At 72.0% G+C, this 26,908-nt stretch carries 17 protein-coding genes and 1 pseudogene; 11 read left to right on the forward strand and 7 right to left on the reverse strand.

Annotated features, from left to right (window positions below; genetic code table 11):
- Positions 1-79: 79 nt before the first annotated feature.
- The 3 genes and pseudogenes from ACNKF0_RS08815 (at position 80) to ACNKF0_RS08825 (ending at position 4,306) form a co-directional block, all read left to right on the forward strand.
- Positions 80-1,461 (forward strand): annotated as a pseudogene (locus tag ACNKF0_RS08815) (glycosyltransferase).
- The gene (locus tag ACNKF0_RS08820) at positions 1,458-2,183 is read left to right on the forward strand and encodes an HlyD family efflux transporter periplasmic adaptor subunit (protein ID WP_416957558.1); all 726 of its coding nucleotides are present in this window, start codon (positions 1,458-1,460) and stop codon (positions 2,181-2,183) included. Before ACNKF0_RS08815 ends, ACNKF0_RS08820 begins: the two are co-directional and overlap by 4 nt.
- On the forward strand, positions 2,180-4,306 hold the full coding sequence (locus ACNKF0_RS08825; RefSeq protein WP_416957560.1) for a glycosyl hydrolase: 2,127 nt from the start codon (positions 2,180-2,182) through the stop codon (positions 4,304-4,306). The genes ACNKF0_RS08820 and ACNKF0_RS08825 overlap by 4 nt, the downstream gene beginning before the upstream one ends.
- Before the next feature lie 37 nt (positions 4,307-4,343).
- Here ACNKF0_RS08825 and ACNKF0_RS08830 read toward each other — a convergent pair whose 3' ends face one another.
- A complete protein-coding gene (locus ACNKF0_RS08830) occupies positions 4,344-5,168 on the reverse strand; it encodes a SigB/SigF/SigG family RNA polymerase sigma factor (protein ID WP_416957562.1) in 825 nt (274 codons plus the stop codon).
- 175 nt (positions 5,169-5,343) lie between these two features.
- Between ACNKF0_RS08830 and pta the strand changes: the two genes are divergently transcribed.
- Positions 5,344-7,419, forward strand: coding sequence for a phosphate acetyltransferase (gene pta / locus ACNKF0_RS08835; protein ID WP_416957564.1), 2,076 nt, complete (start codon positions 5,344-5,346; stop codon positions 7,417-7,419).
- Entirely contained in the window at positions 7,416-8,615 is a 1,200-nt protein-coding gene (locus tag ACNKF0_RS08840) for an acetate/propionate family kinase (protein ID WP_416957566.1), read from the forward strand. The genes pta and ACNKF0_RS08840 overlap by 4 nt, the downstream gene beginning before the upstream one ends.
- A 109-nt stretch (positions 8,616-8,724) precedes the next feature.
- On the opposite strand, the gene ACNKF0_RS08845 is transcribed toward ACNKF0_RS08840, so the two are convergent.
- Together ACNKF0_RS08845 and ACNKF0_RS08850 are read right to left on the reverse strand one after the other, a co-directional pair.
- On the reverse strand, positions 8,725-9,000 hold the full coding sequence (locus ACNKF0_RS08845; RefSeq protein WP_299931514.1) for an HU family DNA-binding protein: 276 nt from the start codon (positions 8,998-9,000) through the stop codon (positions 8,725-8,727).
- Positions 9,001-9,136: 136 nt separating this feature from the next.
- Positions 9,137-9,532, reverse strand: a complete 396-nt coding sequence (locus ACNKF0_RS08850; protein WP_416957569.1) for an SHOCT domain-containing protein — start codon at positions 9,530-9,532, stop codon at positions 9,137-9,139.
- A gap of 228 nt (positions 9,533-9,760) precedes the next feature.
- Here ACNKF0_RS08850 and ACNKF0_RS08855 point away from each other — a divergent pair, with 228 nt between their 5' ends.
- Positions 9,761-10,744, forward strand: coding sequence for a YihY/virulence factor BrkB family protein (locus ACNKF0_RS08855; RefSeq protein WP_416957571.1), 984 nt, complete (start codon positions 9,761-9,763; stop codon positions 10,742-10,744).
- On the opposite strand, the gene ACNKF0_RS08860 is transcribed toward ACNKF0_RS08855, so the two are convergent.
- The 3 genes from ACNKF0_RS08860 to ACNKF0_RS08870 all read right to left on the reverse strand — a co-directional run bounded on the left by ACNKF0_RS08860 (position 10,734) and on the right by ACNKF0_RS08870 (position 14,116).
- Positions 10,734-11,339, reverse strand: a complete 606-nt coding sequence (locus ACNKF0_RS08860; protein ID WP_416957573.1) for a hypothetical protein — start codon at positions 11,337-11,339, stop codon at positions 10,734-10,736. The genes ACNKF0_RS08855 and ACNKF0_RS08860 overlap by 11 nt on opposite strands.
- 99 nt (positions 11,340-11,438) lie before the next feature.
- The gene (locus tag ACNKF0_RS08865; RefSeq protein ID WP_416958463.1) at positions 11,439-12,215 is read right to left on the reverse strand and encodes an acetate--CoA ligase family protein; all 777 of its coding nucleotides are present in this window, start codon (positions 12,213-12,215) and stop codon (positions 11,439-11,441) included.
- Positions 12,131-14,116 carry a GNAT family N-acetyltransferase gene (locus ACNKF0_RS08870; RefSeq protein ID WP_416957575.1) on the reverse strand — a complete coding sequence of 662 codons (1,986 nt, stop codon included), beginning with the start codon at positions 14,114-14,116 and terminating at the stop codon, positions 12,131-12,133. Before ACNKF0_RS08870 ends, ACNKF0_RS08865 begins: the two co-directional genes overlap by 85 nt.
- A gap of 190 nt (positions 14,117-14,306) precedes the next feature.
- Here ACNKF0_RS08870 and ACNKF0_RS08875 point away from each other — a divergent pair, with 190 nt between their 5' ends.
- The 5 genes from ACNKF0_RS08875 to ACNKF0_RS08895 all read left to right on the forward strand — a co-directional run bounded on the left by ACNKF0_RS08875 (position 14,307) and on the right by ACNKF0_RS08895 (position 25,279).
- Entirely contained in the window at positions 14,307-20,900 is a 6,594-nt protein-coding gene (locus tag ACNKF0_RS08875) for a ThuA domain-containing protein (protein WP_416957577.1), read from the forward strand.
- Positions 20,901-21,051: 151 nt separating this feature from the next.
- The gene (locus tag ACNKF0_RS08880; RefSeq protein WP_416957579.1) at positions 21,052-21,729 is read left to right on the forward strand and encodes an MFS transporter; all 678 of its coding nucleotides are present in this window, start codon (positions 21,052-21,054) and stop codon (positions 21,727-21,729) included.
- A gap of 30 nt (positions 21,730-21,759) precedes the next feature.
- Positions 21,760-22,683, forward strand: a complete 924-nt coding sequence (locus ACNKF0_RS08885; protein ID WP_416957581.1) for an MFS transporter — start codon at positions 21,760-21,762, stop codon at positions 22,681-22,683.
- A 103-nt stretch (positions 22,684-22,786) separates the two neighbouring features.
- Positions 22,787-23,287 (forward strand): hypothetical protein, encoded by a 501-nt coding sequence (locus ACNKF0_RS08890; RefSeq protein WP_416957583.1) that lies wholly within the window; start codon positions 22,787-22,789, stop codon positions 23,285-23,287.
- A 141-nt stretch (positions 23,288-23,428) separates the two neighbouring features.
- The gene (locus ACNKF0_RS08895; RefSeq protein WP_416957585.1) at positions 23,429-25,279 is read left to right on the forward strand and encodes a histidine kinase N-terminal 7TM domain-containing protein; all 1,851 of its coding nucleotides are present in this window, start codon (positions 23,429-23,431) and stop codon (positions 25,277-25,279) included.
- 277 nt (positions 25,280-25,556) lie between these two features.
- On the opposite strand, the gene ACNKF0_RS08900 is transcribed toward ACNKF0_RS08895, so the two are convergent.
- Positions 25,557-26,861, reverse strand: a complete 1,305-nt coding sequence (locus ACNKF0_RS08900; protein WP_416957587.1) for a wax ester/triacylglycerol synthase family O-acyltransferase — start codon at positions 26,859-26,861, stop codon at positions 25,557-25,559.
- Positions 26,862-26,908: the final 47 nt, after the last annotated feature.

The following is a 26,908-nucleotide window of genomic DNA, read 5'->3' on the forward strand; positions in this document are numbered from 1 at the left end:
CCACCAGGCCAAGCGGGCGCTCTTCGAACCCGGCCAGATCGTCGCGCAGGGGCTCCAGGCGACCCCGAGCCGGTGGCCGATGCGGATCCACGACGAGCAGACCACCGTCGACGTCTTCGTCACGACCTACGGCGAGGACCTCGCCGTGATCCGTCGCACCGTCGCCGCGGCGCTCGCGATCCGCGGGCAGCACCGGACGCTGGTGCTCGACGACGGCCGCTCCGACGACGTCCGTGACCTCGCCCACGAGCTGGGCGCGGAGTACGTCCGTCGGCCCGACAACCACGGTGCCAAGGCCGGCAACATCAACCACGCCCTCTCGATCACCGACGGTGAGTTCTTCGCCGTGTTCGACGCCGACTTCGCTCCGGAGCCGCAGTTCCTCCACGAGACGCTGCCCTACTTCGCCACCGACAGGTCGCCTTCGTGCAGACCCCGCAGACCTACGGCAACCTGCACACCGTCCTGTCCAGGGGCTCCGGCTACATGCAGTCGGTGTTCTACTCCCTGATCCAGTCCGGCAAGAACCGCTTCAACGCGGCGTTCTGCGTCGGGACCAACGTCGTCTTCCGGCGCAACGCGGTGGCCGACATCGGCGGCATCTACCAGGAGTCGAAGTCCGAGGACATCTGGACCTCGATCCACCTGCACGAGCGCGGCTGGCGCTCGATCTACACCGGCGCGGTGCTCGCGGTCGGAGACACCCCCGAGTCCGTCGAGGCCTACAGCAAGCAGCAGCTGCGCTGGGCCACCGGCGCCTTCGAGATCCTGCTGCGGCACAACCCGCTGAGCCGCAAGCGCAACCTCACCACCGACCAGCGGATCCAGTACCTCACGACCGCGACGTTCTACCTCAACGGCATCGCCCCGGCGCTGCTGCTCGCGGTGCCGCCGTTGCAGATCTACTTCGACCTCACCCCGGTGGCGCTCGGCGTGCCGACGAGCACCTGGTTGATGTACTACGCCGGCTTCTACTTCATGCAGGTGGTCGTCGCGCTCTACACGATGGGCTCGTTCCGCTGGGAGACGCTGATGCTCGCGTCCTCGTCGTTCCCCATCTACATCCAGGCGATGTGGAACGCCGTCACCAGGCGTGAGCGCCAGTGGCACGTGACCGGCAGTGCCGGTGGCGCCCGCTCGCCGTTCACCTACACGTTCCCGCAGGTGCTGGTCTTCGTGTTCCTGCTCCTGACCACGGTCGTCGGCGCCTGGAAGGCCGAGGTCACCGGCTCCTTCAACGTGGCCCTGGCCTGGAACGCGCTCAACACCCTCGTCCTCGGCATCTTCCTGACCGTCACCTACCGCGAGGCACGAGCCGCCCGGGCCGTGCGACGTACGACACGTCGCGACGCCCGCCGGCAGTCCCGCCAGGCGCGGCGCCGACGCCACGCCGCCACGGCAGCCGCGCCCGTCGACTCCTCGCCCACCCCGACCACGACCCTCGTTGGAGGCCCCCGATGAACGTCCTCACCCGTCTGAAGTACCTCGTGGGCATGCTGCTCGTCGTCGGCGCCGTCGCCGCGCTGGCACTGAGCATGAACCACCGCATCAGCACCGTCCACGACGTCAGTGCCACGGTGCGCACCGACGACTACACCGTCGGCACGCCCTACGCCGGCACGGTCGTCGCGCGCAAGGTCGACGTGGGCGACCAGGTCGGCAAGGGCGACCCGCTGTTCGTCGTCCGCAGCACCGAGCTGGCCCGGGAGATCGCCAAGGACGCGATCGAGCCCGAGAGCTCGCCCTACGACATCCGCGACGACACCAAGGTCGTGATCCGTGCGACGTCGGCCGGCAAGGTCGCGGAGGTCCAGCCCATCGAGGGCGCCTACGTGGCCGCCAACTCGACGCTGGCGCAGGTGCAGGAGCAGGGCACCAGCTACGTGCAGGCCGACTTCCGGCTCACGCCGAAGCAGTACGCGCTGATGCGCGGCGCGGACGACGTCACGGTGCGGCTGCCGGACGAGCAGTCCGTGCAGGCCGAGATCGACCGCATCGGGGTCCGCACCGACGGTGCGAGCGCAGCGACCCGGCTGCGTGTCGTCTCCCCGGCACTCAACAACCGCGGCCTGTTCGCGTCCGGCACCCCGGTCGACGTGGACGTGACGCTGCGCAGGGACGGTCTGGCCGAGTCGGTCCGTTCCCTCCTCGCAGGCCTGCTCACGCCCGGGGGCACGGGATGAGGGGCCGCAGCTGGCTCACCGCCTCGGTGACGGCTGTCGCGGTGCTCGCCGTGCTCGCCGGCGTCGCCGTGGGGATGGGGTCGCTGCTCGACCGCGACCGCGACCCGTCGGGCGGGCAGGGCACCTTCGACCCGTTCCAGTCCGCGGGGTCGGCGGGGGCGTCGGCGTCGTCGGGGTGGACGCCCGTGACGCGTCAGGCGCCGGCGTCCTGGGCACCCGCGGCGGCACGGCTGCCCCGGGTGGAGGGCTCGACAGGCCCGGCCCGGGTCGACGCAGACCTCGCGCCCCCCACCAACCGGTGGTACTCGGGGATGTTCTTCGGCTCCGAGCCGCAGCCTGTCTTCGCGATGCCCCTGGCTGCCCAGGCCGACGACACCGGCGTCGCCGTCGGGTTGCCCCGGGTGTCCGCCTCGGAGCGGACCATCACGGCGCCGTTCGTCCCGGAGCTGCGCCTCGGCCTGGCGGCCGACGCGTTCACCGCCACCCGCGCCGATCCGGTGTCGGTGACCTCGACCTACACCTCGTCCGGCACGCCGGTCGGCGAGCTCGACCTGGCCGAGGGCTGGCCCTACGTCGGCTACACGGCGTTGCAGGCCCAGGACGTCACCGTGCCTGCCGGCCTCGAGCGTCGCGACGGTGGCCGGTGGCTGGCGATGGTCGCCGGCGACACGACGTACGGGCTCGCGGTCTCCGACTCCGACGGCAGCCGCCGGACGGTCGACCCCTCCGGCGACGTCGTACGCCTGGAGCGCGGGGAGACCCTGCTGGCCTTCGCGGCTCGTGACGACGCGACGCTGGCCGAGCTCTCCCGTGGCGCCGTGCCCGTCCGCGGCACGTCGACCGGCTTCGACCTCGTCGGGGGACAGGCCCGCACCAGGATCGACTACCGGACCCCGCGCGGTCGCAGCACCGTGCTGGCGGTGATGCCGCACCAGCGTCTCGACCGTGCGACGACCCGTGGCCGTGTCGACTCGCTCTACGGGCCCCTTCGACTGGTCCGCGCCCGGTCGCTGGTGACCAGCGTCCCGGCACTGCGGCCGGACGCGACGCCCGACGTGGACGGGCTCGGCCGCGCGGCGCGCGCCGAGCTGCGCGACCAGGTGGTCGCGGACGTGGCCCGGGAGACCTCCGCCGCCGCGCCGCGGCAGGACACCTACTTCGGTGGCAAGGACGTCCACCGGATGGCACAGCTCACCCGCCTCGCCGAGGACGTCGGCGCCGACGACGACGCCGCCGCGATCCGTGAGCGCGCGGTCACCGAGCTGGACGCCTGGCTGGGCGGCACCTCCGAGTGCGGGGTCGACGCCACCCGCTGCTTCGCCTACGACACCGCGTGGAAGGGCGTCGTGGGCCGGGCGGCATCGTTCGGGTCCGAGGAGTTCAACGACCACCACTTCCATTACGGCTACTTCCTCGCTGCGGCGGCACTCCTCGGCGAGGGGCAGCCCGAGCTCCTCGACCGGTGGCGTCCGACGCTGACCGCGCTCGCGGAGGACATCGCGTCCCCGGCGACGAACAGCGCGCTCCCAGCCCTGCGCAGCTTCGACCCCTACACCGCCCACTCGTGGGCGTCGGGGACCTCCGTCTTCGCCGACGGCAACAACCAGGAGTCGAGCTCGGAGGCGATCAGCGCCTGGAACGGCCTGGCGCTGTGGGCGGCGGCTGACGGCAACCAGGCGCTCGCCCGGCAGGCCACGTGGCAGCTGAGCCTCGAGGCCGCCTCGGCCCGCGCCTACTGGCTCGAGCCGCGAGACCTCCCGGCGGCGTACGACCACTCGATGGTCTCCCTCAACTGGGGCGGCAAGCGCGAGTGGGCCACCTGGTTCAGCGACGAGCCCTCCGCGATGCTGGGCATCCAGCTGCTGCCCATGCCCGCCGTGATGGCGCAGGGGAAGGTCGACGAGGAGCGTGTCCGTGCCAGCGTCGCCGAGGCGTCCGCGCGCGGGTTCGACACGATGTTCGGCGACTACCTGACGATGTACCTGGCCCTCGCCGAGCCGCGACGCGCCCTGGAGGTCGGCAGGCGCCTGCCCGACACGGCCATCGACGACGGCAACACCCGCAGCCAGCTGCTCGCGTGGCTGCTCGCTGCGCGGGCCGGTCAGCTGCGCGGAGCTCGCTGACCGGCCCCGGCCCGCGGCAGTGGGTCCGGGTCCGGCGTCAGGCGGCGGTCAGCGGCTCGACCAGGTCGGAGCGAAGGCGGGCGAGCACGCGGGTGAGGATGCGGGAGACCTGCGCCTGCGTGAGCCCGATGAGATCGGCGATCTCGCGCTGGGTGCGCTCGTCGACGAACCGCCACCGGAGGATCAGGCGCTCCCGCTCGGTCAGGCGGCCGACGGCCGAGTCGAGCACGAGCCTGGCCTCAAGGGACTCGAACCCACGCTCCTCGAGCCCCAGCACGTCGGCGATCGTCCCGCCGCGCTCGTCGTCGGCGCTGGTGTCGATCGACGCCGGCCGGAAGCAGCCGTCGGCCGAGATCGCCTCGACGACGTCGTCCCGGTCGACGCCGAGGTGGAGGGCGATCTCCGACGGGCGGGGCGAGCGTCCCAGGAGGGCCTCCAGCTCGTGCTGGGTGGCCCGGATCCGGGCCTGCAGCTGCTGCACGCGGCGCGGGACACGGATCATCCACCCCGAGTCGCGGAAGTGGCGGCGCAGCTCGCCCCGCACGGTGGGCACTGCGTAGGACATGAAGTCGTGCCCGGCGAACGGGTCGAAGCGACGAGCCGCCTTGACGAGGCCGACGAGGGCGACCTGCTCGAGGTCGTCGAGGTCGATGCCCCGGTTGCGGTAGCGGGCTGCCATGGACCGCGCGACGCCGGCGTTGGTCGCGATCAGCTCGTCCACCAGGCCCTGACGTGCCGGCCCCGGTCCCACCCGGCGCAGCTCCGCGACGATCGAGGCGGTACGCCGCGCGCGCTCGTCGCGCTCGGCCTGCACGGGGGACGCGTCGTGGTGGGGGTGCGGGGGCGTCGCGACGGTGGTCACGGGCCTTCTCCTTCCGGCCATGGGTCGATCGGGGTGGCGGCCCGGATCCGGGCCCGGAAGAATCCTCGCCCGGGTGCACAGCACGTCGACAGCCGAAATGCGAAACATTGGACAGACCATGGACAGAGTGCCCCGGGGCCGCGTCTGGCGCCGGCCCGGCCGCTAGGGTCGGGCCATGGCTCGCAGTGTCTACGTGGCCGGCGTCGAGGGGTTCACCGGCAAGTCCGCCGTCGCGCTCGGGGTGCTCGAGCAGCTGTCGCGCCGGGTGGCCCGGGTGGCGGTCTTCCGGCCGGTGGTCCGTGCCGAGGCATCGACGGGCGACGTCCACGACTACGTCCTCGACCTCCTCGTCTCGCACGACGCCGTCTCCCTGACGTACGACGAGTGCGCGGGCGTCAGCTACGACGACGTGCACGCCGACCCGGACGGCGCGATGGACCGCATCGTCGCGCGCTACCACCAGGTCGCCGAGCAGAGCGACGCCGTGGTCATCGTCGGCAGCGACTACACCGACGTCGGCGCCCCGGCCGAGTTCGCGTTCAACGCCCGGGTCGCCGCCAACCTCGGCGCGCCGGTACTGCTCGTCCTCAACGGTCAGGGGAGGGGCGTCGACCAGCTCTGCACCGCGGCGGCGATGGCGAAGGCCGAGCTGGCCGCCAACCACGCGGCGCTGTTCGCCGTCATCGCCAACCGCGTCGACCCCGAGGCCACCGACCGGACGGCGACCGCGCTGCGCCGCGACGGCGTACCTGCGTTCGCGCTGCCCGAGCAGCCCCTCCTCAGCGCGCCGTCGGTGGGCGACCTGATGGCGGCCTGCGACGGCCACCTCGTGCGGGGCGACGAGAGCCAGCTGGCGCGCGAGGTGCCGGGCCTGGTGGTCGCGGCGATGACGCTGCCCAACGTGCTCGACCGACTCTTCGACGGCGCGCTCGTCGTCACGCCCGGCGACCGGCCCGAGGTGGTCCTCGGCGTCCTCACCGCCCACCAGTCGGCCAGCTTCCCGCAGCTCTCCGGCATCGTCCTCAACGGCGGGCTCGACCTGCCCGAGCAGGTCGACCGGCTCCTCGACGGCCTGGAGGTGGCGCTGCCGATCGTCGCCACCGACCTCGGCACCCATGCCACCTCGACCGCGCTGACCAACCGCCGCGGTCGTCTCGACAAGGACTCCCCGCGCAAGATCGCGACGGCCCTGACGATGTTCGCCGAGCACGTCGACGGCGACGAGCTGATGAGCGGTCTCGAGGTGGCCCGCACCTCGGTCGTCACGCCGCTGATGTTCGAGCACCGGGTCCTCGACGACGCGATCGCCGACCGCCGTCACATCGTCCTGCCGGAGGGCGAGGAGGAGCGGATCCTGCGCGCCGCCGACATCCTGCTCCGGCGCAACGTCGCCGACCTGACCCTGCTCGGCGACCCGATGGTCGTGCGCGCCAAGGCCACCCACCTCGGCATCGACGTGTCCGCCGCGCGCGTGCTCAGCCCCTACGACGAGGAGCTGCGTGAGCGGTTCGCGCAGGAGTACCACCAGCGCCGCGCGCACAAGGGGATCGACCTCGAGGCGGCCCGCGACATCGTGGTCGACGTGTCCTACTTCGGCACGATGATGGTCGAGCTCGGCCTCGCCGACGGGATGGTGTCGGGCGCGGTGCACACGACCGCCCACACCATCCGCCCCGCGCTGGAGGTCATCCGCACGGTGCCCGAGGTGTCGGTGGTGTCCTCGGTGTTCTTCATGTGCCTGAGGGACCAGGTGCTCGTCTACGGCGACTGCGCAGTCAATCCCGACCCCACGGCCACCCAGCTCGCCGACATCGCGGTCGCGTCGGCTCGCACCGCCGCGGCCTTCGGCGTCGAGCCGCGCGTCGCGATGCTGTCGTACTCCACGGGAACCTCCGGCAGCGGCACCGACGTCGAGAAGGTCACCCAGGCGACGGCGATGGTCCGCGAGCGGGCGCCCGACCTGCTCGTGGAGGGTCCGATCCAGTACGACGCCGCGATCGACGCCGCGGTCGCGCGCACCAAGCTGCCCGACTCCGCCGTGGCCGGGCGGGCGACGGTCTTCGTCTTCCCCGACCTCAACACGGGCAACAACACATACAAGGCCGTGCAGCGCTCGGCCGGCGCGCTGGCGGTGGGACCGGTGCTGCAGGGCCTGCGCAAGCCGGTCAACGACCTGTCGCGAGGTGCGCTGGTGCGTGACATCGTCAACACGGTGGCGATCACCGCGATCCAGGCGCAGGAGCGGTCGTGACGCAGCGGGTGCTGGTCCTCAACGCGGGGTCGTCGTCGCTGAAGTACCGCCTCCTCGACGGTGGCACCGGCGTCGCCGAGGCGTCCGGCACGGTGGAGCGGATCGGCGAGGACACCGGCACGCTGACCCACTCGGTCGACGGCGAGGACCACACCGAGGAGCGTCACGTCGCCGACTTCGAGGACGCGCTGCGCTCGGCCCTCGACGCCTTCGACCGGCACGGACCGGCGATCGACCGGGACGACCTGGCGGCGGTGGGCCACCGGGTCGTGCACGGCGGTGACCTCTTCGCCGAGCCGGTGGTCGTCGACGACCGCCTCCTCGCGACCGTCGAGGACCTCGTGCCGCTCGCGCCACTGCACAATCCCGCCAACCTCGAGGGGCTGCGGGTCGCGCGGCGCCTCTTCCCCGAGGTGCCGCAGGTCGCGGTCTTCGACACCGCGTTCCACCAGACGATGCCCGAGCACGCCTACACCTACGCCGTCCCGCTGGCCTGGCGCGAGGAGCACCGGATCCGGCGCTACGGCTTCCACGGGACGTCGTACGCGTTCGTGTCCCGCCGTGCCGCTGAGCTCCTCGACCGCCCGGTGGAGGAGACCAACCTCGTGGTCCTGCACCTCGGCAACGGTGCGTCGGCCGCCGCCGTCCGGGGCGGCAGGTCCGTGGACACGTCGATGGGCCTCACCCCGCTCGAGGGGCTGGTGATGGGCACGCGCTCCGGCGACCTCGACCCGGCCATCCACGGCCACCTGCACCGCGAGCTCGGCTGGTCGCTGGACGAGATCGACCGCGCGCTCTACCGCGAGTCCGGCCTGCGGGGCCTCTCCGGGGTCAACGACTTCCGCGAGCTCACCCGGCGGATGGAGGCCGGTGACGACGCGGCGAGGCTCGCCTTCGACGTCTACGCCTACCGCGTCCGCAAGTACGTCGGCGCCTACTACGCCGCGCTCGGCGAGCTGCACGCCGTGGTCTTCACGGGCGGCGTCGGCCAGCACAGCCCCGACCTGAGGGCCGCGGCCCTCACCGGCCTCGACCGGCTCGGGATCGTGCTCGACCCCGCCCGCAACGCCGCGCCCGGCAACGGCGCCCGCGCGGTCTCGAGCGACGACTCCGGCGTCGCCGTCCTCGTCGTCCCCACCGACGAGGAGTGGGAGATCGCCCGCCAGGCGCTCGAGGTCGTGCACGGCTCCACCTGAGCGATCCGCGCGCCAGCCGACAGTGGGGCTGGGGCAGCCGACAGTGGGGAAGATCGTCCTGACATGTCGCGGACGATCTTCCCCACTCGGTCGACGGTGGGGCTGTGCGTCAGCCGTTGACGGCGTTCTTGAACGCAGCAGCCGGCTTGAAGGCGGGAGCCTTGCTCGCAGCGATCTCCATCGTCTCACCGGTCTGCGGGTTGCGGCCGGTGCGGGCGGAGCGCTCGCGGGACTCGAACGTCCCGAAGCCCGGGACGGTGACCTTGTCGCCACCGGCGACAGCGGTGGTGATGGAGGCGATGACGGCCTCGAGGGCCTTGTCAGCCTGGGCGTTGCTCAGCTCGGCGTGCGAGGCGATGGCGTCGCGCAGCTCGGTCTTGTTCACGTGATCTCCTGATCGTCGGGGTTCTCTTACGGCGGCCATTCAACAACGACGCTCACGACGGTGCGTCGCCGCCCGACCCGAAGGGGTGGGAAGGCGGTCGTGCGTCATGCTGACCGCGCCCCGCGGACGACTGCTCTCAGGCCAGTGCCTTCGCCTTCAGCGCGTCGAACTCCTGCTGGGTGATCGTGCCTGCGTCGAGCAGCGCCCTTCCCTGGGCGATCTGGTCGGCCGGGCTCGGGCCGGAGCCCGCCACCTGCTTGATGTACTGCTCCTGGTCGGCCCTCACCTTCTCCGCCGATGCGATCTGTCGCTGGGTCATGCTCCGGCCGCGGGCGATCACGTAGATCAGTGCTCCGAGCCACGGCACGAGGATGAGGAGGATCGCCCACCCGGCCTTTCCCCATCCGCTGAGCGAGTCGTCGCCGAAGAGGTCGACCAGACAGCGGAACCACACCATCAGCGCTGCGATCCAGATGAAGAACCAGAAGCTCCACAGGAGCACGTCCCAGAAGTCCGTGGTGATGGAGTCCATGATCTCGTCCTTTCGGTCCTGACCCCCGAGGCGGATTGATCGAGGGTGTGGCGAGCATGGCGGGAGGACTCGGGACACTTCCTCACCCGTAACGAGTGAGGATCGGACCGTCCTGTCCCTTGGGTCGGCCACAGAGCGCTGTCGAGCCCGCGACGAGCCGTCGCGTCGTGAGCGACTCATCCGGGTGAGGTGAGGTTGCGGCGTCCTTCCTGCTGTAGGCATCGAGCCATGAGTCAGGTCGGTGGTCGCGGTCCAGCCCCCGTCGGGGACGTGTCGCCCGAGGGCGATCTCCCCGCGGCGTGGTCACCTGAGGAGCTCGCGCACCGGGCGATCGACCGCCTGCCTGCGCGATCGCGTGGGCCGGTCAGGCGGCTGGTCGCGAGATGGCCGGGTCGGATCGCGCTCAACAGCGCCGAGGGCTGTGTCCGCATCGAGATCTTCGACCGCTCGATGACCATCGCAGCCCAGTTCTTCACCTCGGTGTTCCCCATCCTGATCCTCTTGGCCAGCTGGGTGGGCAGCCGGCACGCGGACACGATCGCTGACGCCGTGGAGATGCCCGAGGAGTCACGATCGGTGCTGGACCAGGCTGTCGAGGCGTCCGCCAGTGCCGGGTTCGGCGTGGTGGGTGTGCTCATCGTCCTGGCATCGGCGACCAGCCTGTCCCGTGCGCTGACGCGCGCCTACGCCGCCATCTGGGAGCTGCCGCGTCCCCGCAGCACGCTGCGCTCGGCGTGGAGGTGGCTGGCGGTGGTCGTCGCGCTGGCACTCTCGCTGTTCGTGGTGCGAGCCCTGAGCCAGTTCGCCTCCGCGGTCCCGCCGGGGGACGTGTGGGAACGGATCGTGGCGTTCGCGTGCGACCTGGTCATCGTGACGTTCGTCCCGTGGCTCCTGCTGTCGGGCGCCGTCAGGCCCCGTTGTCTCCTGCCGGCGGCCGTCCTCTTCGCCGGCCTGATGTTGGTCGTCCGGCCGGCCTCGGCGGTGTGGCTGCCGCTCGCGCTCGACGCCAGCGCCGGCAGGTACGGCACCATCGGGGTCGCCTTCACCTACCTGGCCTGGCTCTACGTCGTGTCCTTCTGCGTCCTCCTCACGGCCGTCCTCGGACAGGCGATCGCGGTCGACCGAGGATGGCTCGGCAGCTGGCTGCGGGGCGAGCGCGACCAGTCCACCGAGTCCCGGATCCAGGTCAGCGGCCCGGACGTCAGGACCTGAGGTCCTCGCAGGACGCCGCGCTGGAGAAGGCGTCCTCCAGCTCCTGGGCCCCGTCCAGCGTCCGGAGGTCGGCGACGGCCGCCTGCGTGTCCGAGATCATCTGGGCCACGGCGCCGGTGACGGTCGAGACGCGGGTGAGGAGCTCGTCCATCCCCTGCGGCTCGCCAGCGGATCCGTCCTCCACGACGGCAGCCTGCTCCTGGAGCTGCTCCGACAGCGACGCGATCCGCTGCTCGGCCTCGTCGCCGGACTCCGTGTCCGGGGTGCCCAGACCGCCCAGGTCGTCCACCAGCGTGGAGGTGGCGTCGCCGACCTCGGTGACCGTCGCCTCGAGCTCGTCGACACTGAGGTCGCGCGGTGTGCTGAGCGTGGTGCGGGCGTCCTCGACCGTGGTGGTCCACGCGCCGACCGTCGAGCAGACGTCGGAGGCCCACGTCTCGGCCGCGGTCGCCTCGTCCGCGGAGTCGTCGGCGTCGCTGCACGCCGAGACGACCAGCGCCAGTGCTGCGAGGAGCCCGGTGAGGGCCAGGCGGTGTCGCGCTGACCTCCGTGGGGTGTGCGGGGTGTGGTCGACTTCTCCGGCGGCAGGGTGCACGTCGGCTCCTCCTCGGTCCGGGCGACGGGTGCTGGCTCGATCGTCGTCCGGGCGGCCGGGCCGGACCCCACCCGCGACGGGTGGTTCGGCGGGAGCCGGCTAGGACCGGAGCCTGCGCGGGATGCCGGTGTCGAGCTCGGGCGGCTCGGCGATGCGGAGCTTCACGTCGACGCAGAAGAGCCCGTGCGCGTTGACGACCACCGGCTCGAGGGTGAGGTCGGCGACGTGGGGCACGTCGACGGCCAGCCTGCCCACCGACATCACCAGCGCCTCGAGCGGTTCGAGGTCCACCTCCTCGAGACCGTGGTCGCCGACCAGCTGGGGCCACAGCCGGAGGGCACGCACCGCCCGCGCCGCGTCGGCGGCCCCGACGGGCGGCAGCAGCAGCACCTCCTCGGCCCAGCTGCCGACGGGTCCCGCGCCGCTCGCGACCCGGACGAGCGGACCGAGCTGCGGGTCGCGCACGAGGCCGACGGAGGCGAGGTGCCCGAGCACGAGCGGCTGGACCAGCACGTCGACGTGGTCCCGGCCGAGCTCGTCGGTGAAGCGGCGTACGGCGTCGGCGACGTCGCGGCCGGTGCGCAGGTCGATCCGGACCAGGCCTCGGTCGGACTTGTGCAGCACCGTCGGGTCGGCGACCTTCACGGCCACGGGGTAACCGATCTCCGCGGCGACCGCCTCCGCCTCGTCGGGTCCGTGGGCGAGCCGGCCGACGAGGTGGATGCCGTAGGGCGCGAGCAGCTCCCCGTGCGCGGAGGGCGCCAGCCACTCGGGCTCGCCGCGGCGCTCGGTCAGCCGGGAGCGGGCCCAGGTCCGGGCGTGGACGCCGCGGGTGCCGGCTCGACCTCCGGCTGGTCGGCAGGCACGCGGCGCCAGGCGGCGTAGCGCATGGCCCGGCCGAGCGCCCCGATCGCGGCGTCGGTCGAGCGGTAGACCGTGACGCCCGGCAGCCCGCGCGCCGCCTCGAAGGCCGCACCCGGCGTGACCAGGAGCAGGGGCACGTCGGCGCCCGAGGGCCGCGCCCGGGCGACCGCGGCGAAGAGCGCGTCGCGGTCGGTGAGCCGGTTGGCCACGAGCAGCACCAGGACGGCGTCGGTCTCACCGGCGTCGAGCACGGCGCGCAGCGCGGCCGTGAGCTCGTCGGGGGTGACGTCGGCGCCGAGGTCCACCGGGTTGCGTACGTCGACCGCGCCCGGGACCGCCGCACGCAGGGCGGCGCCGAGGTCGTACGACGTCGGCTCGACGACCATGCCCTGGCCGTCGGCCCGGTCGGTGGTCAGGGCGCCCACGCCGCCGGTGTTGGAGACGATGCACACCCGGAGCCCGGCCGGCAGCGGCTGCTCCACGAGCAGCAGCGCGGTCTCGGTCAGCTCCGCTCCGGTGGGGCAGGCGATCACGCCGGACTGGTCCAGCAGGGCGTCGACGCCGACGCCGACGGTGGAGACCGAGGGGTCCTGGCGGGCCCGCGACCGACCGCCCACCACCGCCAGCAGGGGCTTCTGCTCCGCGAAGCGGCGGGCGGTCCGGGCGAACTTGAGTGCGTTGCCGAACGACTCGAGGTAGAGCGCGCAGGCGGCGACCGCCTCGTCGTCCATCCAGGCGGCGAGGAGGTCGTTGCTCGACACGTCGACCTTGTCGCCGAGGGAGACGAAGGCCTGCACGCCCAGCCCGACGTCGCGGGCCAGGTCGAGCAGGGCGAACCCCATGCCCCCCGACTGGGAGGCGACCGCGAGGCCACCCACCTCCGGCACGTCGTGGAGCAGCGTCGCGTCGAGCCCGTCGCCGTTGGCCAGGACGCCCTGGGAGTTCGGACCGACCAGGCGCAGGCTGTGGGCCCGCGCGAGGCCGAGCAGCTTGCGGCGCCGTTCGTCGTGCCCGGTCCCGGAGAAGCCCGAGGAGATCACGAGCGCGGATCCCGCCCCGTTGGCGGCCGCGTCGCGCAGCACGTCGGCCACGCCGTCGGCCGGGACAGCGACCACGACGAGGTCGACCGGGTGGTCGAGGTCGGCCAGGCTGCGGACGGTCGGCAGTCCGTCGATGGTGTCCGCCTCCGGGTGCACGACGTGCAGGGCGCCGGCGTAGGACGAGCTGCGGATCGCCTCCAGCACGCCGTGCCCGAAGCCGCCCGCCGAGCGTCGTACGCCGACCACCGCGACGCTCGCGGGGTGGAGCAGCGGGCGGAGGGACCGGGCGGCCGCGCGCCACTCGCGTCGGTCCGCCGCCTCCACGGCCTCGCGGGAGGCGTCGGTGTGCAGCTCGACGTCGACCTCGCCCGCCACCGTGCGCCGCGTGGCGGCGAAGCCGGCCGCCCGGAAGACGCCGAGCATGCCGTAGTTGTCGCCGAGCACCTCGGCCACGAACCGGCTGACCCCGTGCCGGCGACCCAGCGCGGCGAGGTGCTCGAGCAGCAGGCTGCCCAGCCCCCGGCCGCGGTCCTCGTCCGCGACCAGGAACGCCACCTCGGCGCTGTCGGGGGAGAGCAGCTCGGCGGTCGCGAGCCCGGCGACCCGACCGCGCACCAGCGCCACCAGCGCCGCCGAGGACGTGTTGTCCGGGGCGAAGAGGTGGTCGACGTAGAGACGGCCCGCCTCGCGGCTGGGGGAGAAGAAGCGCAGCCTGAGCGTGTCCACCGACACCGACTCGTGCAGGGCGAGCACCGCGTCGCGGTCGTCCTCGCGCAGCGACCGGATCACCGCGACCGTGCCGTCGGCGAGCAGCACGTCGGCGGGCTCCGCGTTCCAGTCCCGCGGAGCGAGTTCCGGAGGCTGGTCGGTCACGTGCCCAACGTGCCAGAGCGAGCGTCCGGGTGCCAGCGTCTCCGGCACCGATCCGGGTTTCGCGACCCCGCTGACTTCTTCTGTCGATCAATCGCACAAAGTCCCGGGTCTTGTGTATTGACGCCGTCGAATCACGCTCCTTACTGTGACGCAGGTCACGGTGGCTCGGTACTTCAGAAGGCAGGACAGCATGAGCAGGTTCCTTTCACCCGCCGCACGAGTCAGGACATCCGTCGCAGGGGTGGTGGCTGCGGCCGTCACCGCCGGCGGGATGGCCGCCGTCCCGGCTGCAGCAGCCGCGCCCCGCACCGCTGACCCGACGGTCGGCGCCGCTGCCGCGGCACCCGCGCAGGCCGCCGCCCTCGCCGAGCCGACGTACGACGTCCTCGTCTTCAGCAAGACCACCGGCTTCCGGCACGGCTCGATCGGCGCGGGCATCCGCTCGATCGAACGCCTCGGTGCCCAGTACGGCTTCACCGTCGACGCCACCGAGGACGCGACCCAGTTCACCGCGGAGAACCTCGCGCAGTACGAGGCGGTGGTGTGGCTGTCGACGACCAGTGACGTGCTCAACGACACCCAGCAGGCGGCGTTCGAGGACTACATCCAGGCCGGCGGCGGCTACGTCGGCGTCCACGCCGCGTCCGACACCGAGTACACCTGGCCGTGGTACGGCGAGCTCGTCGGCGCCTACTTCCAGAGCCACCCGGCCGGCACCCCCACCGCCACCATCGACGTCGAGGACAAGACCACCCCGTCCTCCTGCGCGCTGCCGGACCGCTGGGAGCGCACCGACGAGTGGTACAACTTCCAGTCCAAGGACGACCCGGTCGTCAACGGCGGCGGCGCCGACTACAGCCCGCGGGTCAACCCCAACATCAACGTCATCGCCACCCTCGACGAGTCCACCTACGTCGAGAACGACGGCAACGCCACCGACGACGACCACCCGATCGCCTGGTACCAGGAGTTCGACGGCGGTCGCAGCTTCTACACCGGCGGCGGCCACACCGACGCCTCCTTCTCCGAGCCGCTCTTCCGGCTCCACCTGCTCGGCGGCATCCAGTACGCCGCGGGCGAGGCGTCCGACGCGTGCACCCCGCCGGCGCCCACCGACGCCTCCTTCGAGCAGGTGACGCTCGCCAAGGGCGTCGACAAGGTCGGCGAGCCGATGAGCATCTCGGTGCTGCCCGACGGGCGCGTGCTCCACAACGCCCGCGACGGCCGCATCTTCCTCACCGACCTCGACGGCAACACCACGCTGCTCTACGACGTCCCGATCTACTCCCACGACGAGGACGGCCTGCAGAGCCTGACCGTCAGCCCGACCTTCGAGGACGACGGCTGGGTCTACCTCTACTACGCCCCACCGCTCGACACGCCGGCCGGTGACGCGCCCAACGACGGCACCGCGGCGCAGTTCGAGGCGTGGAAGGGCTACAACGTCCTCACCCGGATGAAGATGGTCGACGACGACCTCGACCCCTCGACCGAGCAGGAGCTGCTGCGGGTCGAGGCCGACCGGGGCATCTGCTGCCACGCCGGTGGCGCCATCGACTTCGACGCCGACGGCAACCTCTACCTCTCGACCGGTGACGACTCCAACCCGTTCGCCTCCGACGGCTACGCGCCGCTCGACGAGCGGGCCACGCGCAACCCGGCGTACGACGCCCAGCGCAGCTCGGCCAACACCAACGACCTGCGCGGCAAGGTCCTGCGGATCACCCCCGACCCGACCGAGGCCGACTACACCGTGCCGGACGGCAACCTCTTCCCGGAGGCGTCCGACGCAGACGGCAAGACCCGTCCCGAGATCTACGCGATGGGCTTCCGCAACCCGTTCCGGATGACCGTCGACAAGCGCACCGGCTACGTCTACCTCGGTGAGTACGGCCCGGACGCCGGCGGCGCCAACGCCAACCGCGGCCCCGGCGGCATCGTGGAGTTCAACCAGATCCGCGAGGCCGGCAACTTCGGCTGGCCCTACTGCACCGGCACCAACACCCCGGCCGAGACCTACAACGACTGGGACTTCGCGACCAACACCACCGGCCCCAAGTTCGACTGCACGGCGCCGGTCAACAACAGCCCGCGCAACACCGGCCTGATCAACCTGCCGCCGGCCCAGGCCGCCTGGATCAAGTACGACGGCGGCAACGTGACCTACAACGGCGTCACCACCAACGAGTTCGGTGGCGGCGGCGAGGGCCCGATGGCCGGACCGGTCTACAACTTCGACCCCGAGCTCGACTCGGACGTGAAGTTCCCCGAGTACTTCGACAACCACTTCTTCGCCGGCGAGTGGACCCGCGGCTGGATCCGCGACGTCGTGATGGACGCCGAGGGCGACGTGGCCGGCATCGACCCGTTCTTCGACTCCATGACGCTCTACGCCGCGATGGACATGGAGTTCGGGCCGGACGGCTCGCTCTACGTCCTCGACTACGGCAACGGTGGCTACTTCACCGGAAACGAGAACTCCGCGGTCTACAAGATCAACGCGATCAACGAGGGTGCCCGCTCGCCGTCGGCGTCGGCCTCCGCGTCGCCCGACTCCGGAGCGGCTCCCCTGGAGGTGCAGTTCTCCAGCGAGGGCTCGAGCGACCCCGATGCCGGCGACTCGATCGTCGGCTACGAGTGGGACTTCCAGAACGACGGCACCGTCGACTCCACCCAGGCGAACCCCACCTTCACCTACACCCAGCCCGGCGTGTACGACGCCCGGCTGACCGTCACCGACAGCACGGGCCGCACCGGCACGGCCACCGCGGTGGTCACGGTCGGCAACACCCGGCCGGTCGTCGAGATCGAGCTGCCGCCCAACGGTGCGTTCTTCGAGTTCGGTGACTCCGTGCGGGTCAAGGTCAACGTGACCGACCCCGAGGACGGGGAGATCGACTGCGCCAAGGTCGAGATCGACTACATCCTCGGCCACGACTCGCACGGCCACCCGCTCAGCTCGCGCACCGGCTGCGACGTCGTCCTGCCGACCGTGAAGGACGAGGGCCACGACGCCTCGGCCGACATCTTCGGCGTCATCAACGCGAGCTACACCGACGAGGGCGCCGACGGCGTCCGCACCCTGACAGGTGAGGACGAGGTCGTCCTGCAGCCCAAGCGCAAGCAGGCCGAGCACTTCGACAGCCAGCAGGGCGTCGACACCGAGGCCACCACCGACCCGCTCGGCGGCTCGCGCAACCTGTCCAACATCGACGCCGGCGACCACGTGTCCTACGAGCCGATCAGCCTCTACCAGGTCCCGCGGCTCCGCTTCCGGGTCGCCTCGGCCGGCGCGGGCGGCACGATCGAGGCCCGCCTCGACAGCCCGACCGGGCCGCTGGCCGGCTCGGTCGACGTCCCCGTGACCGGCGGCTGGCAGCAGTGGCAGTTCGTCGACATGGAGATCGCGGAGTCCGCGCAGGAGGGCTCGCACGAGCTGTTCCTGGTCTTCACCAACGACAACCCTTCGGCGACCGGCCTGTTCAACGTCAACTTCTTCGACGCAGCCGGCAAGGGCGTCTCGGTCAACTCCCGGCCGCAGGTCGGCGCGCAGGGCACCCCCACCCAGGGCACGGCGCCGCTGACCGTGGACTTCACCGGCTCGGCGACGGACTACGACGGCGACGAGCTGACCTACCAGTGGGACTTCGGCGTCCCCGGTGACGGTGACACCGCCGACACCCTCGACGCCGAGTACACCTACACCGAGCCGGGGAGCTACACCGCTCGCCTCACCGCGACCGACACCAACGGCGCCACCGGCTCCTCCACGGTGCCGATCCGGGTGCTCAACGCGTGCGGCGTCCAGCAGTCCGACGAGTTCGACGGCACGTCGCTCGACGGCAAGTGGGAGATCATCCGCGACAGCGGCGAGTGGAGCGTCGAGAACGGCGGTCTCCAGCTGCCGATCAACAGCGGCAGCCTCTACGGCATCGGCGGCAACGCCGAGGACATCATCGTCCAGCAGGCTCCCGACGGCTCGTGGGAGGTGACCGCCAAGATCACCGCGGAGGTCACCGAGAACTACCACCAGGCCGGCCTGCGGCTCTACTCCGACGACGAGAACTGGGCCTCGGTCCACCTCATCTCGGCCGGCGGCAACCGCGACGTCGAGTTCATCTACGAGGCCGACGGCAACCCGCGCAACGAGGGGGCGGACAAGCTCGGCGGCGTCCCGGCCGACTTCCCGACGACCTACTACGTGCGGCTCGTCTCCGACGGGACCGACCTGCGGGCGCAGTACTCCGCGGACGGCGAGACGTTCTCGCCCGTCGGCCGGCCCGCGCCGATGAGCACCTTCGCCGATCCTCAGATCGGCCCGGCCGCAGTGTCCGGTGGCGCGACGTCCAGCCCGACGGCGACGTACGACTGGATCCGCTTCGAGCCCGACGGCACGAGCGGCGCCACCGACCCGAGCGACGAGTTCACCGGCAACGGGCTCGACGAGTGCCGCTGGAACGCCATCGTCCGGGAGGACCCCTCCAACTACGAGGTGGCCGACGGTGCGCTGACCATCACCACCACGGAGGGCGACATCTACCAGACGCCCAACGCGGCGGGGGCGACCAACTTCGTCCTGCAGTCGGCCGCCAACCTGCCGGAGGACTACGTCGCGGAGACCAAGCTGTCGGCGACGTTCACCGACGGGTACGCCCAGGGCGGGCTCATCGCGTACGGCGACGACGACAACTACGTCAAGCTCGACGTCATCTCCGACACCGGGCAGGGCCGCATCAACCGGGTCGAGCTGCGCTCCGAGCTGGGTGGGGCCATCCAGGACCCGCAGCCCCAGGTCGACCTGCCGGCCAACGTGACGTCGTACCGCCTGCGGCTGACCAAGTCGGGGACGAGCTACACCGGTGAGGTCGCTGTCGACGGCGGCGAGTGGCAGCCGGTGGGCACGGTCGCCCACCCGACGGCCGACCTGGACCTCGGCCTGTTCGCCCTCGGCGTGCAGCAGCCGGGCCGGACCGCGTCGTTCGACTACTTCCGGCTCACCCCGGCCGCGGCGGAGAACCGTCCGCCCGTCGCCGACGACGACACCGCCACCACCACGGCGGGCCGGGCGGTCACCATCCCGGTGCTCACCGGTGACACCGACCCCGACGGCGACACCCTCACCGTCGAGTCCGTCACCACCCCGGGCGACGGCACCGCGACGATCAACGACAACGGCACGGTCCGCTACGTGCCGGACGACGGGTTCGTCGGCACCGACACGTTCGACTACACGGTCACGGACGGCAACGGCGGCAGTGACACCGGGACCGTCACGGTGACGGTGACCGAGGCCTGCGACCTTGAGACGCCGGACGACACGTTCGAGGGCAGCAGCCTCGGCACCTGCCGGTGGAACGCGATCGTGGCCGACGACCCGACCAAGCGCCGGGTCGCCGACGGACGGCTCTTCCTCACCACGACGCCGGGCGAGATCTACCAGGGCGGCACCGGCAAGTCGAACCTCGTCCTGCAGTCGGCCGACCACGCCGGCGAGGACTGGACGCTGGAGACCCACGCCGACGTGTCGACGCTCGACGGTGGCTACAGCCAGGCCGGTCTGATGGCCTACGCCGACGACGCCAACTACGTGAAGCTCGTGGTGATCTCCGACGACGGCAGGCAGGCCCCCAACCGGGTCGAGCTGCGCTCCGAGGTCAACAACGTGATCGTCGGTGGCGACCCGCAGCCCGAGCTCCCGATCCCGGACGGCACCGACCTGACGGACATGCGGTTCCGGCTCACCAAGGCCGGCACCAGCTACGCGGGCCAGGCGTCCTTCGACGGCGGCGAGACGTGGGTCGACCTGCCCCGAGCGGTCGACAACGCGATGCTCGAGCCCCGCTTCGGCGTCTTCGCCGCAGGCGTGCTGCAGGAGGGTGACGAGGTCTCCTTCGACACCTTCCTGGTCGACGGCGAGGACCCGGTCGACCCGGTCAACGCTGCACCGGTGGCCGTGGACGACACGGCGACCACCACGCAGGGCACGGCGGTCGACATCGAGGTGCTGGCCAACGACACCGACGCGGACGAGAGCGACGAGCTCTCCGTGTCGTCGGTGACCGACCCGGCGCACGGCACCGCGGTGGCGGCAGCGGACGGCACCGTGACCTACACGCCGGACGCCGGGCACACCGGGACCGACACGTTCGACTACGTCGTGACCGACGGGACCGACTCTGACACCGGCACCGTGACCGTCACCACCACGAAGAAGAACGTGGAGCCGCCGGCTCCGGGCGTCCCGGACACCACCATCACCGGGGCGCCCCGCGACGGGACGCGGGCGAAGACGGCGACCATCCGGTTCGCTGCCACCGGTGCAGGTGCCGGGGGAGCGACGTTCGAGTGCTCGCTCGACGGAGCACCGTGGCAGGCCTGCACGTCGCCGCAGACCTACCGCGACCTGTCGGCCGGCAGCCACGAGGTGCGGGTCAGGGCGGTGGGTGCCGGCGGCGTCGACGCCACCCCGGCCACGGCGACCTGGACGGTCGACCGCACCGGACCGCGGGTCCGGAAGCTCACGCCGAAGGGGACGACGCGTGACCGCACGCCGAAGCTCTCCGCGAAGGTCGTCGACAGGCACTCCGAGGTCCGCGCCCGCGACCTGAAGCTCTTCGTCGGTGGCGAGCGGGTCCGGGGCGTGCGCTACGACGCCCGCAAGGGCCGGATGACGTGGACCCCGAAGCGTGCCCTGGCGCCCGGCCGCTACGTCGTACGCCTCGTCACCAAGGACGCGCTGGGCAACCGCAACGTCGAGAAGTGGAGGTTCACCATCCGCCGCTGACGCGGGCAGCGCCTCTCATCACCACGACGCCGGTCGCCGGGACCACTCCCGCGGCCGGCGTCGTGCGTCGTGGCCCACACCCGCGGCGGGTGATGTGCAGAGCGACGGCGGCGCGGGACCCTCGCCCCACCGAGTGTGGGAGCGGAGGGTCATGTCGACACAGACCGAGGTCGCGGCCAGGACGAGCTGGTTGCCGCTGGTCGCCCTGGCGCTGGCGCAGTTCGTGATGGTGCTGGACCAGTCGGCGATGAACGTGTCGATCAGCACCCTCGTGGACGACTTCGACACGACGGTGACCACGATCCAGGCCGTCATCACGCTGTACTGCCTGGTGATGGCGATGTTCATGCTCACCGGCGGCAAGATCGGCGACATCATCGGCAGGCGGCGCGCGTTCGTCGTCGGACTGGTCATCTATGCCTGCGGGTCGGCGATGACGGCACTGGCGCCGACGGTGCTCGTACTGACGCTGGGGTGGTCGATCCTCGAGGGGATCGGCGCGGCACTGGTGCTTCCCGCGATGGTGGCCCTGATCGCCGGCAACTTCGAGGGGCCGTCGCGCAAGGTGGCGTACGCCGTGATCGGCGGGGTCGCCGGAGCAGGGATCGCGGTGGGCCCCATCCTCGGCGGGTGGGCCACGACGGAGTACTCGTGGCGGGTCATCTTCGCCGGCGAGGTGGTCCTGGTGGCGCTGATCCTGGTGATGACCCCCAAGGTCGCCGACGCGGCCCGGACCGGGCCGGCACCGCGGCTCGACGCCGTGGGCACGGTCCTGTCCGCGACGGGACTCGGACTGGTCGTCCTCGGGGTGCTGCAGTCCAGCGTCTGAGGGTGGGTCAAGCCGAAGGAGGACTCGCCGGTGGCGCCGTTCGGCTTCTCGCTGACGGTGTTCGTCATCGGCGCCGGCCTGCTGCTGCTCTGGGGGTTCACCCAGTGGCTGGACAGGCGGGAGCGCAACGGTCGGGACCCGCTGGTGCACCTGGCACTGCTGAAGATCGCACCCCTGCGCGCCGGACTGATCGGCCTGTTCAGCCAGAACCTGATCCTGATGGGCATCTTCTTCACGATCCCGCTCTACCTGCAGCTGGTGATCGGCCTCGACGCGCTGGAGACCGGCATCCAGATGCTGCCGGTGTCCATCACCATGTTCATCGCCTCCGCAGCCGGCTCGCGCCTGTCGGCCCGCTTCTCGATCCGCTCCATCGTGCGGGTCGGTCTGTCGACCTCCGCACTGGCGGCTGCCCTGCTCATGGCGACCATCGAGCCCGAGCTGAACAACCCGAGCTTCCTCCTGTCGATGGCGGTCCTCGGTGTCGGGATGGGGCTCATCGCCTCGCAGCTGGGCAACGTGGTCCAGTCCTCGGTCGATGCCTCCGGACGGGGAGAGGCGGGCGGGTTGCAGTTCACCGGTCAGCAGCTCGGCTCCTCCCTGGGCGTCGCCCTGCTCGGAGCGATCGTCCTGTCCGGCCTGACCGCGAACTTCCTGGACAACGTCTCCGAGGACGACCAGATCAGCAGCGCGGTGTCCGAGCAGGTCGGCGTGGCAGTGGGGGGAGGGATCGACTTCGTGTCGTCGGACCAGATCGGCGCCGCCGCCCTGGAGGCCGGGCTCGACGAGTCGACGTCCGAGTCGCTCGTCGACGACTACGAGTCCGCGCAGCTGCAGGCCCTCAAGACCGGGCTGCTGGTGGCAGGATTCCTGGCCCTGCTCTCGCTGGCCTTCACCAAGGACCTGCCACGTCGCCTGCCGGGCGAGCCAGCCGACGTCGACGTCGGTCCTTGACGTCGCCGAGCCGGCAGAGCGCGCCTCACGAGCATCGGGTGATGTGGGGCGGGCCGCCGGCGCCGTACGGTCGGGTCCAGCCACAGTCCACCGGGAGGTCGTCGTGAACCAAGCCGTTCCCCGCACCCTGTCCGAGCCGGAGCTGTCGCTCGTGCGAGAGTCCGAACCGGCAGCGTTGCGCGACCTCACCGAGGACGAGCTGCTGGACCTGCACACGCGCGTGCGACGAGCGCGCTCCAAGCACCTGAAGGTCTACCGCAGGGGCGCGGCGCTCACGGTCGGGCAGACCGGCGGCCGGGGGAGTGCGTACGCCCGCAACCAGAAGGCGCGGGACAAGGCAGAGGTCTTCGAGTCGCTGCTGGCCCGGGTCAGCAGGCAGGTCGCTGTCGCGGCGAGGCGTTCGTCGGACGAGCTGCGGCGCGAACGGCTCGCCGACGCCCGCGCCGACCGGTCCGCCGGTCCCGCCGTCGACCCTGCGGGCTCCGGTCCCGCCGAGGTGCCCAGCACCAAGGTGCGCCGGGTGCGCACGAGCGGGGGAGTCAAGAAGGACGCGTCCTCCCGCTCGATGGGCGCGCGCCGCCAAGCCGCCCGCGACGCGCGCTGACCTCGGGCTGACCTCGGGCTGACCTCGGGGTTGGCTCGCCGCCTCCTCGAGCGGCTCACCCAAAGCAGGCACGCGCGAGCGGAATGCCGGACGAGACGTGAGTCCGCCGGTTAGCGTGGAGGTCCCGCCACGCGACCTCGCGTGGAGGAGCACGAACGCGGAGGGACCCGGGTGCTGACGCTGCTCGCGACCCTGATGGCCGGCGCCGGGCTGGTGCTCGCCGCGCTGGCGGCGTACGTCGCCTGGCGCCGGGGCACGCGGATGGGCTGGAGCCTGGCGGTGCTGCTCGTCGCGGTCGCGTGGTGGGGGACGGCGTACGCCGTGGAGCTCTCGGTCACCGAGGTCGCGCTCAAGAGCACGTGGGGCGACCTCAAGTACGTCGGCATCGTCGCGCTCGCGCCCGCCTGGCTGGTCTTCGTGCTGCAGTACACCGGCCGCGGCGACCGGGTCACGCGTCGCCTGGTGGCACTTCTGGCCGTCCCGCCGATCGTCGCGCTGACCCTCCTGGCGGTCCCGGCCACGCACGACCTGGTGCGGTCCTACCCGCCGATGGCCCACACCGAGGAGCTGCCGATCGTCGAGTCGGGGCCGGCGTTCTGGGCGATCTTCGCCTACAACAACGTGCTGCTCGTCGGTGCGACGGTGCTGTTCGTCGCGAGCATGGTGAGGCTGGCGCGGACCTACAGCCGGATGGCCGTGGTGCTGCTGGCCTCGGCGCTGCTGCCGTGGGCGGCCAACATCCTGCACAACCTGGAGGTCGGCTGGTTCGCCCGGATCGACCTGACGCCGTTCGCGTTCATCCTCACCGGCGGGCTGCTGGTGTGGGGGCTGTTCGAGGAGCGCCTCGTCGACCTGGCCCCGCTGGCTCGCAGCGCGGTGGTCGAGAGCATGGCCGACGCCGTGTTCGTCCTCGACGCGTTCGAGCGGGTCGTCGACGTCAACCCGGCTGCCGTCGCCCTCTCGGGCCGGCCCCGCGGCGAGCTGGTCGGCAGGCTGGTGCGTGACCTGATGGACACCTCGGAGGTCGCCGAGGTCGGTCCCGGTGGGCTCGTGCTCGCGGACCCCGCCAGCGGCGAGCGACGCACCTTCGACGTCAGCCAGCAGCCGCTTACTGACATCTCCGGCCGCACCGCCGGGGAGCTCGTCGTGCTGCGCGAGGTGACCCAGCGGGTGCGCGACCAGCAGCGCCTCCAGCAGGTGCTGGAGGACCGCTCCCGCGTCGCCGCCACCCTGCAGGCGAGCATGGTGCCCGCGGTGCTGCCGGCCGTCCCGGGGTGCGAGCTCGCCAGCCGCTACGTCCCGGCCGGCGACGGCGGCGAGATCGGCGGTGACTTCCTCGACGTCTTCCCGCTGGACGAGGAGACATGGGCCTTCGTGCTCGGCGACGTCAGCGGCAAGGGCGCGGAGGCTGCCGCCGTCAGCGCGGCCACGCGCTACACGCTGCGTGCCCTGGCCGTGCCCGGGCTCACTCCCTCGGCGACGCTGCGCGAGGTCAACGCCGTGCTGCTGGCGCAGACGGAGTCCGAGCGCCACTGCACGCTCGTGCACGGGCACCTGCGACCGCCCCGTTCCGACGACGCCCCCGACGCGCCCCTGCGCATCACGCTGTCCCTCGCCGGCCACCACAGTCCGCTCGTCCTGCGGACGGACGGGGGAGTCGAGGAGGTCGGCACGCTCGGCACCGCCCTCGCGTTGTTCGACGACCCGGAGCTGCACGACGCCGACGTCGTGCTCGCGCCCGGCGAGGTGCTGTGCGTCTTCACCGACGGTCTGGTGGAGGCGCGGCGCGGCCGGGACCAGTTCGGCTCCGAGCGGGTCGCCGAGCTGCTCCACTCCCACCGTGAGCTCTCCGCGGACGGGCTGGCGGGAGCCGTGCTCGACGCCGTCCGCGCCTTCCACGGCGAGGAGCTGGTCGACGACCTGGCGATGCTGGTGGTCAGGTACGCCGGCCCGGAGCAGGCCGTCGCGTCCGACCACCGACCCCCGCCGTAGGTCCCGAGCCGAGCCGGGACGTTGGGCCCTGCCGTGGACCGACGGTGCCGCCTAGCGTCGGGTCGACCCGCTCTTTCCGCTCGAGTTCTCCCCGAGGAGCGCACGTGTCTCGTCCCGCCGCACCAGCACCGACACCGACCCGCACCAGCAGCGTCCGGCGGTGGCGTCGACGCACCACCCTCCGCGTCGCGCACGTGATCGCGGCCTCTGTCTCCCCGGGTCCTCCGACGCGCGGGGCGACCGCAACAGAAGCGTCTGGACACCCAACCGGACGCCCCTAGGGGTGCCGCGCGAGCGCGGTGAGCTCCTCGAGCTCCTCCCGGAGGCCGCTGACCAAGGTCTCCGGGTCCGGCACGGCGACGGTGTCGACCTTGAAGCCGACGTGGATGCTGCCGGCGTAGCCCACGATCGAGGTCGACAGGCTCTGGTCGGCCGACATCGGTGCCCATGCCCAGAGGCGCGTGATGGGCAGTCCGGCGAGGTGGAGCGGCTGGTCCGGGCCGCGGACGCTCGTGGTGACGCCCGTGGCCTTCCTCGCGAAGAAGTTGGTGGCGTGGACCCGGAGGAACGGGTGCATCAGGCCCATCCCCTCCAGCAGGCTGTAGGTCAACCACGCCTCCGGTGAGTCCTTGATCGCACGCATCCGGGCAGCGGTCTCCTCCAGCCGGGCGAGCGCGCTGTCGAGCCCGACCGGCAGGTCCAGCAGCACCAGTGCGAACTGGTTGCCCAGGTCCTCGGCGCGCAGCGCGGCCGAGCCGCGCAGGTCGACCGGCACCATCGTGGGCAGGGCGTCGACCATGGGATCGGCGCCGTGTGCGAGCAGCCACCGGCGCAGCGCACCTGCCAGCGCGGCCATCACGACGTCGGTGACCGTCGTACCGGTGGCGCGGCGCAGCTCGCGCAGGTCGGCCACGTCGATCGACGGGGTCCACACCGCACGCTTGCCGTGGTGCGGCGGCACCGAGAGCGGTGACGCGGGACGGTGTGCGAGCAGGAGGTGCTGGGCGACCATCGGGGTCCGCAGCAGCCTGGCGGTCCCGGGGAGGGCGCGGAGCGCCGACCGCCCGACCTGCAGCAGCCCGGGACGCTCGTCGTCCGTTTCCGTCGCGAGCTCCTCGTCCGCCAGCGAGAGGATGACCCGGAGCAGGGCGGTGCCGTCGGCCAGTGCGTGGTGGAGCCGCGTGTAGATCGCCGTGCCGCCGGAGTACCCCTGGACCAGGTGCACCTCCCACGGCGGGTGCTGCCGGTCGAGGGCGCGCGAGAGGCAGGACGACACGTGGTCCTCCAGGGCGGCGTCGTCGCCGGGTGCGGGCAGCCGCACCTCCCGGACGTGCCGGTCGAGGTCGAACGACGGGTCGTCCTCCCACCACTGCCCGGGCCACGGCAGCCAGGCGTGCCCCGCGCGTTGGCGGAACCGCGGGAACCGGTCGAGCACGCGCTCGCGCAGCAGCCTCACGTAGGTGTCGCGGTCGAGCTCGCCGTCGACGACCATCAACCCCTCGACCACCATGAGGTTGTCCGGCTGGTCCATCGCCAGCCAGACGTCGTCGACGGGCCGCACAGCGTGCCGGGCACCGGTCATGGCGTCATCCTCCCGGCGTCGGCGCAGGGGACGAAGGGCCGTAGGTC

This window comes from Nocardioides sp. T5 (genome assembly GCF_048161455.1).
In the GTDB taxonomy this organism is placed as follows: Bacteria; Actinomycetota; Actinomycetes; order Propionibacteriales; family Nocardioidaceae; genus Nocardioides.

What these genes read in the sequence shown, in the direction of transcription:
- pta (WP_416957564.1), top strand. Translation starts at nt 5,344, where the DNA reads ATGGCTCGCAGTGTCTACGTGGCCGGCGTCGAGGGGTTCACCGGCAAG.
- ACNKF0_RS08820 (WP_416957558.1), top strand. Translation starts at nt 1,458, where the DNA reads ATGAACGTCCTCACCCGTCTGAAGTACCTCGTGGGCATGCTGCTCGTC.
- ACNKF0_RS08880 (WP_416957579.1), top strand. Translation starts at nt 21,052, where the DNA reads ATGTCGACACAGACCGAGGTCGCGGCCAGGACGAGCTGGTTGCCGCTG.
- ACNKF0_RS08900 (WP_416957587.1), bottom strand. Translation starts at nt 26,861, where the DNA reads ATGACCGGTGCCCGGCACGCTGTGCGGCCCGTCGACGACGTCTGGCTG.
- ACNKF0_RS08875 (WP_416957577.1), top strand. Translation starts at nt 14,307, where the DNA reads ATGAGCAGGTTCCTTTCACCCGCCGCACGAGTCAGGACATCCGTCGCA.
- ACNKF0_RS08855 (WP_416957571.1), top strand. Translation starts at nt 9,761, where the DNA reads ATGAGTCAGGTCGGTGGTCGCGGTCCAGCCCCCGTCGGGGACGTGTCG.
- ACNKF0_RS08825 (WP_416957560.1), top strand. Translation starts at nt 2,180, where the DNA reads ATGAGGGGCCGCAGCTGGCTCACCGCCTCGGTGACGGCTGTCGCGGTG.
- ACNKF0_RS08850 (WP_416957569.1), bottom strand. Translation starts at nt 9,532, where the DNA reads ATGGACTCCATCACCACGGACTTCTGGGACGTGCTCCTGTGGAGCTTC.